We start from the raw sequence: 6,563 nt of genomic DNA, 5'->3' as shown, positions 1-6,563 counted from the left end.
GGTACGGATCAAGATATCCGATGACACCGAAGAGATGCTTGATTTAGGAACCATGATGATGTCGAGCGATAATGCCCTTTACTGCCGTATCAAGCGTCATGGCTTTGAGGTTCCGTGTAAATTTACCGCTCAGCAATACCATGAACTTGGTCTTTTGGCGCATTTTGAAGACGAGAATGCATGGCTGCTTTCAGGGAATGAAAAGTATCGCCTCAATAATTCTTACGATGCATCTCATAGAAAGCTTTAATAATGCTCGGTCGTAAGTTGATGGTCTACAATTTCAGCTAAGTACAATGCCTCTATAAAGTTAAGTAACTTATCCAGCGTACTTCTTAGATACCGCGCATCATTCCCAACTGTTGTGAATCCAATCACAGCGCTGCTTGGATGGTCTTGAGCTTCAATCTCTGCGGCTGAGACATTGAATTTATTTCGGCTTCGGTTGACGACGCGTTTGATTACACTGCGCTTTTCTTTCAAGGTAGCGGCAGGAATCGCCAATGTGACTTCCAAAATACCAATGACCATTTTAGGTGATCTCCTCTTGCCTAAGCGCCCAAACGTTATGAAACAAGATTCTATACCGAGGCCTAAAAGAATACCTGACCTTTTTGTACGTCGAAATTTCTGGAGATACCCCCGATTAGCAGGCTAGGTTGAATGCAATGATGTGGATAATGATCTTGGCGTTAAGTGCAGCTGCACCTGAGCCAAATATATCAAATGAGGTTCGGACCGCTTTAGACTCTATGCGACTGCGGACCAAGGTTCGCCCTCCCAAGATTCGCCCAACCTATACTGTGCCTGGAGTGCCGAAAACTCCAGACGGCCTCAAGCGCTGCAACGAAGGAATTGTTTTTTCAGGCGCTCTTCCCAGCCATCTCGGTGAAACGATTCGTTATACGGTTGAAGTTGATGGTCTTTCCGTAGGCCTAGTTGATTTTAAAACCGAGCGTGAGGGTCTTTTTGAAGGAAAGCCCGTCACTGAGTATCGGAGCCATTTTCAAATCGACAGCTTGGTAGCCACGCTGGTGCCGGTGGAAGGAAGAGCTGCGGCCATTGTCCCCAAGGGTAAGAGCCGGCCGATCCACGCAATGAATCGCTATCAACTTAAAGAAAAATCTTATGAAGAGGAACTTAGCTGGGAGCAGGAGATGTCTCGGCTCGTGTCGAAAAGGTCACGAGAAGGAAAGTCGCGGACGGTTAAGCGGCTCTTCACATCCGAAAGCCGAGATTTTATAACGGCCTTCTACCTCTTAAGAGCGATGGAGCCCAAGTTCAGTGGCTGTACATTACTCTTTGCCAACCAACGGGCCTACACCATCGACTTAAAATATGCCGGTGAGGAAAAAGTGCAAACACCGGTGGGCTTAAAAGAATCTTATCGCTACGAGGTCGTTTATGCCCATGAACGGTCTAAAAAGCCGGTGCATGCTACGATTTGGATGAGCCAATCCGGAGATAAATTACCCTATCAGGCTGAAATTCGTGGGCGTAGCCACCTCTTCGCAAAGATTCATCTCTTCATCCCTGGAGAGAGTTGAGCGCTGACGGCATAGCACTGGCTAGCAGTGTGACACATCGTGGCGGCCGTGTTAGAGGGAGCCATGAATTTGCGTCCAACCATCGTTACGATTCTTAGCGCTCTTATTTTGATCAGTTTAAGCGCGGCCTTGCCTATTTCCAGCACCATCGTGGAAGAACAAACAAGCATTGGTTTGGTGCGAAAGGGTGTGGATTCAATTCTACCGGCTGAGCAGCCTGCGAAACTTAGAGTTTTGGTTGAAGGGCCTGAGCGGCTCAAAGAGCCCATGCGGGTTTGGGTAAAGCGCCAATCATCGATTGAGATTGTAGACGATCCACTCGCGCCTTTGATGGTTTTGGCGGTAAAGATTGACGGTTCTAATATGGTCGTGACAGGGACTTTGGCTGAGAAAAAGTTTGGGCAAAATGCTCGTCTAGGTGATTGGACAGCGCTTGTCCCGCCGCTGGTTGCAGTGGTCCTTGCGATAGGGTTACGCCAAGTTGTTTTGGCTCTCTTTCTGGCTGTTTGGCTAGGCTGCTCTGTACTTGCAGGTGGCAACCCCCTAGCAGGGCTATGGTCCCTTCTGAGTGGTTATTTAGTGCCCGTGCTAACAGACAGTTTTAACCTTGAGATTTTGGGTTTCACATTCGGTTTGGTGGGAATGGTGACGGTGATTGGCCGGATGGGCGGTACGCTGGGGCTTGTGAATATACTGTCCCGCTTTGCGAAATCACCGCGTAGTGCACAGGTGGTTACGGCAACCATGGGTACAGCAGTTTTCTTTGACGATTACGCCAACACCGTGGTGGTTGGAACAACGGCCCGTGGACTCACGGATCGCATGCGTATTAGCCGAGAAAAACTGGCCTATATTGTAGATTCAACCAGTGCCCCAATAGCTGGCGTGGCGGTCATCTCTACCTGGATTGGGTATGAGGTTGGGCTCTTTGATAGTATTTTGACGGAGTTTCGTCACATCGAAGGCTTACCAAGCAGCGGTTACGGTCTGTTTTTCGAAATTTTGCCACTTCGGTTTTATTGTTTCTTCACTCTGATTCTCGTTTTTCTAAGTTCGATGCTGAAGCGCGATATTGGCCCGATGCTCAAGGCGGAGCGGCGCGTGCGCGGCGGGGGCCCTGTCTCACCGGCTGGTGATGACGCTACCGAAGAGATGCATGCTTTGGAAAAACCGGGCGTGCCCGCTCGGTGGTACAACGCGGTCATCCCCGTAGCTTCCGTACTCATTTTCATTTTATTTAGAATTTTAGCCGTGGGCGGTGATGCTGCAGAGCCAGGCTTGAGTGGTTTTTCTTTGGACTATTGGCGAGCGGTTTTTACGCGCGCTTCCGACGACATTTCAATGATCCTATTTACCGCATCTTTGCTGGGCTCGGCTTTGGCGATTGGGTTGGCGGTTTCACAAAAGCTCCTAACACCGAAAGAAGCTTTGACGAGTTATGGCGGAGGTCTAAGATCGCTGATGGAAGCGGGTTCGATTTTGGTACTGGCTTGGGTGACCAAGGGACTCTGCGATGATTTGGGAACTGGCTTGGCTTTGGTCGGACTGATTGGAAACAGTCTTTCGGTCTTATTTTTACCGCTGGTTGTTTTTCTACTTTCGGGAGCCATCGCATTTAGCACTGGAACTTCGTGGGGAACGATGGCTTTGGTTTTGCCAGTAGCAGCGCCGCTCTCGGTTATTCTAAGCGGCGATCCACTGGTCTTTATGGTTTGTATGGGTGCTGTGCTTGATGGTGCGATTTGGGGTGATCATTGTTCACCGATTTCAGATACGACAGTCTTATCCTCGACGGCATGTGGCTGCCCACACGTGGCTCATGTGAAGACGCAACTTTCTTATGCCCTGGTATCCATGGGCGCAGCAGGCTTAGCTGGTTATTTGGGATATTCCGCGGGATGGCCCATTGCGGCGTCGTATGCCGTCGGAACCCTGATGATGTTTGGGGTATTGCTTATTTTTGGAGATAATCCAGACGACCCGCAAACCTTCTAAAAAGAATCGTTTGCGGGCAGAGTCGAATCAATTGGCTTGCTTAGAATAACGCATCTGATTGATCAGCTGAGCGTACTCAACTTCCCATTCAGCGGTACCTTCACGGAAGTGCTTCAAACGATGGCGCACTTCGCGGTCGAGTTCTTCATCCACACCAAGATACTTACCGATTGCAGATTCAATCATCGTGCGGATTTCTTCGTCTTCAGCAAACACTTCAAGGATTTGCTTAGAATCGAAAAGCCCGTTGATGACTTCTGAGAGAAGGTGCTCAAGCGCATCTTTACCAATTGCAAGACCGCGCTTTTTCGCAAGCGTCTCGCGAACTTGGTTGTAGGCTGCACGAGTAAGCTTATGACGAATAATCGCATCTTGCGCATCTTCGCTGAGCTGGTCGAGTGCATTGAGGTAACGTACAAATACGCCCGCAATATCAAGTTCTGCTTCGTCTCGGCGACCCTCTTCTACTTCGATACATCGATTAGCAAGAAGAGCACGGATCACATCTTTGGAGATCCTTGGAATGACTTTACGATAGATTTTCATAACCCTATCCTCTGTTACTTGGCCTTCAGACTACCCCCGAGATAGCCTAGAATCCAGCGCCTTGTGAGTCGCTATGACTCAGCCGTTCGGTCCAAAACTGAAGGCTGTTGCAACTCTACGGCTGCATGCGACTGGGACGTAACATTTTGTTACGCCGCTGGGAATTATTCTTCCCGTGAGGGCGGGTATAGGCGGCGGGCCCTGGGGCTGTCAAGCAGAGTCTATAGATTCCTTCCCGATCTCATTATTTGAATTTTATTCGCCATGTCTGGGCCGATCGGCTTTTAAAACTTCTTGAAGAATTGTCCGTGCAGGAGTGGCTGAGAGCCCTAATTCTCAGGCTTTGGAATAAAAACCGGTCCCGCGGGATTTTTGACGATAGAGGCTCTCGGGCCTAACATTTCAGCTACTAAGGAATACGTCGCTAAATTTGGAAGATGTGACCAAACGCGCGACTTTTGAGTTCCCTGCGGAGGGTGAAGTAAATGGCAACCACGACGGCACGCGGCCGAGCGACTAAAAAACGACAGGCTCCTAAGCGCAAAAAAGAGCAAGATTCGCCTAAATTACTCGGAACAGGCCAAATGCAAAACGAGGCCGGCTCGGTGATTTTAGGTTGCGTGGGTTTACTCACTCTACTGGCACTGGCGAGTTATCACCCCGGCGACGCATCTCTTAATGCTGGTGGCGGCGAAGTGGTCCGTAACTGGATCGGCACCGCGGGTGGTTATTGGGCTGATTTACTGCTCCAAATTATGGGCATGGGAGCTTTTCCCTTTGGTGCAGGCTTGTTGATCGCAGGTTGGCGGGCCCTTTTTGGTAAACGACTTATTCCGGGCGTACGTGAGGCTATAGGCAGCTTATTACTCATGGTGTCGGTGGGAACTTTTGCTCACCTCGTTCTTGCAGGCCAAGCCAGACCTTATCCGCCGGGAGGCGTTGTGGGTGCTGTTCTTGGACAGATGCTTTATCAGCACCTTGCTTTGGTGGGTTCAGTCATTGTCTCTGGAGCGATGGTATTGATTTCGATGGCACTTACCTTCGATGGGATCGTTGGGAACATCGGTTTGCAGGGCGCGGGCATGATTCGCCGCAGCGCACTCAAGGCGCAAGGCTCTCTCGTGATGTTTCGAGAACGCAGCCAGGCACTCAAAGAGCGGCGAGCAGAGCTTAAAGAAAAGCGAGCTGAGAAGCGTGCACAGAAAGAAGAGTGGACCCTCGGCGAGCAAGTAGAGCGTGAAGAGCGCGAAGCTAACGATGAACGAGCGCGTGAGCAAGAGCAGGTAAATGTCGAAAAAGAACGCGAAGAACGTGAGAAAGAACGTGAAGAAGTACTAGAAAAAGCCCGTGTAAAGGGCCGTGAAATGGCCGAGAAGCAAGCCGAAAAAGAGCTGGCTAAGCGTGCACGTGCCGACCAAGAAACCATTGGTTCAGACTCGTCACGTGATTTCTCAGTAGACCTACAGGATGAGGAAGGCTTTGAGCTTGGATGTATTCCGGGCGTGACCGAGCCTCGGGTTGTGGAGCGTTCCGAGTCTACGGCACTTGTGCCTGTGTCTTTCCGTGAAGAAGACTTAATCGAGCTTGAACCTGAAGATGTAGAAGAAGATACCCCAATCTTGTCAGCAGCGGGCCCAGTTGAGCAACTTGAGCCAAGTGAAGAGGCGTTTGAGTTACCTTTAGCGCAGCCTGAACAAGCAATGGTTCATCTTGGAGTTGAAGAAGAGCTTGCTCCTCAGATCGTGGATGTTCGTAAAGACGCGGACGAGGATGCGATTGAAGAAGCGATTTATCTTGCCGAAACTGAGGGCACTCGCGAAGAAGTATTGCCGACGGCAGCCTATGAGTTACCGAGTATTAATTTGCTTGATTTGGGAGATATTGAGCGTACCGAGATTGATACACAAAAGCTCCAAGCCAACGCCGTGAAGCTTACGAGCACCCTTAAAGACTATAAAATAGAGGGCACCGTTCGTGAGATTCGTCCAGGGCCAGTTGTAACCATGTACGAATATGTACCAACGGCCGGTACTAAAGTTTCCAAAATCTCTAACCTTGCCGATGATCTTGCGATGTCGATGGAAGCGTTGAGAGTTCGGATTGTGGCGCCGATTCCAGGTAAAGGTGCGGTGGGAATTGAGATTCCAAATGAAACTCGCGAGACTGTATTCTTTAAAGAGTTGGTTGCACACGAGAACTTTCGTAAGTCCAAATCAAAGCTTCCGATTGCTTTGGGTAAAGACATCGAAGGCAACGCTAAAGTGGTTGATTTGGCCAGAATGCCGCACTTGCTGGTTGCGGGTGCAACGGGCAGCGGAAAGAGTGTATTCGTAAACTCGTTGATTATGAGTATTCTCTACAAGTCCACGCCTGATGAAGTTCGCTTCATTATGGTGGATCCAAAGATGCTTGAGCTCTCAGTTTACAACGCGGTATCCCACTTACTCTTGCCAGTTGTTGTTGATCCAAAGAAGG

Annotated in this window: 6 protein-coding genes; 4 read left to right on the top strand and 2 right to left on the bottom strand. The window is 49.7% G+C overall.

What is annotated here, in order from left to right; genetic code table 11:
• The coding region (locus HOK28_21650; GenBank protein MBT6435712.1) for a hypothetical protein at nt 1-250 on the top strand (250 nt) is incomplete at its 5' end.
• On the opposite strand, the gene HOK28_21645 is transcribed toward HOK28_21650, so the two are convergent.
• Nucleotides 247-531, bottom strand: coding sequence for a DUF503 domain-containing protein (locus HOK28_21645; GenBank protein ID MBT6435711.1), 285 nt, complete (start codon nt 529-531; stop codon nt 247-249). The genes HOK28_21650 and HOK28_21645 overlap by 4 nt on opposite strands.
• Before the next feature lie 137 nt (nt 532-668).
• Here HOK28_21645 and HOK28_21640 point away from each other — a divergent pair, with 137 nt between their 5' ends.
• The gene (locus HOK28_21640) at nt 669-1,547 is read left to right on the top strand and encodes a DUF3108 domain-containing protein (GenBank protein MBT6435710.1); all 879 of its coding nucleotides are present in this window, start codon (nt 669-671) and stop codon (nt 1,545-1,547) included.
• A 63-nt stretch (nt 1,548-1,610) separates the two neighbouring features.
• Complete coding sequence (locus HOK28_21635) at nt 1,611-3,542, top strand: Na+/H+ antiporter NhaC family protein (protein ID MBT6435709.1); 1,932 nt, start codon at nt 1,611-1,613, stop codon at nt 3,540-3,542.
• Between the two features lie 27 nt (nt 3,543-3,569).
• On the opposite strand, the gene HOK28_21630 is transcribed toward HOK28_21635, so the two are convergent.
• Nucleotides 3,570-4,088 carry a DUF507 family protein gene (locus HOK28_21630; protein MBT6435708.1) on the bottom strand — a complete coding sequence of 173 codons (519 nt, stop codon included), beginning with the start codon at nt 4,086-4,088 and terminating at the stop codon, nt 3,570-3,572.
• A gap of 485 nt (nt 4,089-4,573) precedes the next feature.
• Here HOK28_21630 and HOK28_21625 point away from each other — a divergent pair.
• Nucleotides 4,574-6,563: DNA translocase FtsK (locus tag HOK28_21625; GenBank protein ID MBT6435707.1), on the top strand; the 1,990-nt coding region annotated here is incomplete at its 3' end.

Source organism: Deltaproteobacteria bacterium, from assembly GCA_018668695.1.
Taxonomy (GTDB): Bacteria; Myxococcota; XYA12-FULL-58-9; order XYA12-FULL-58-9; family JABJBS01; genus JABJBS01.
Note: the sequence above shows the minus strand (reverse complement) of the source record. Positions and strands in the feature narration are given on the sequence as shown.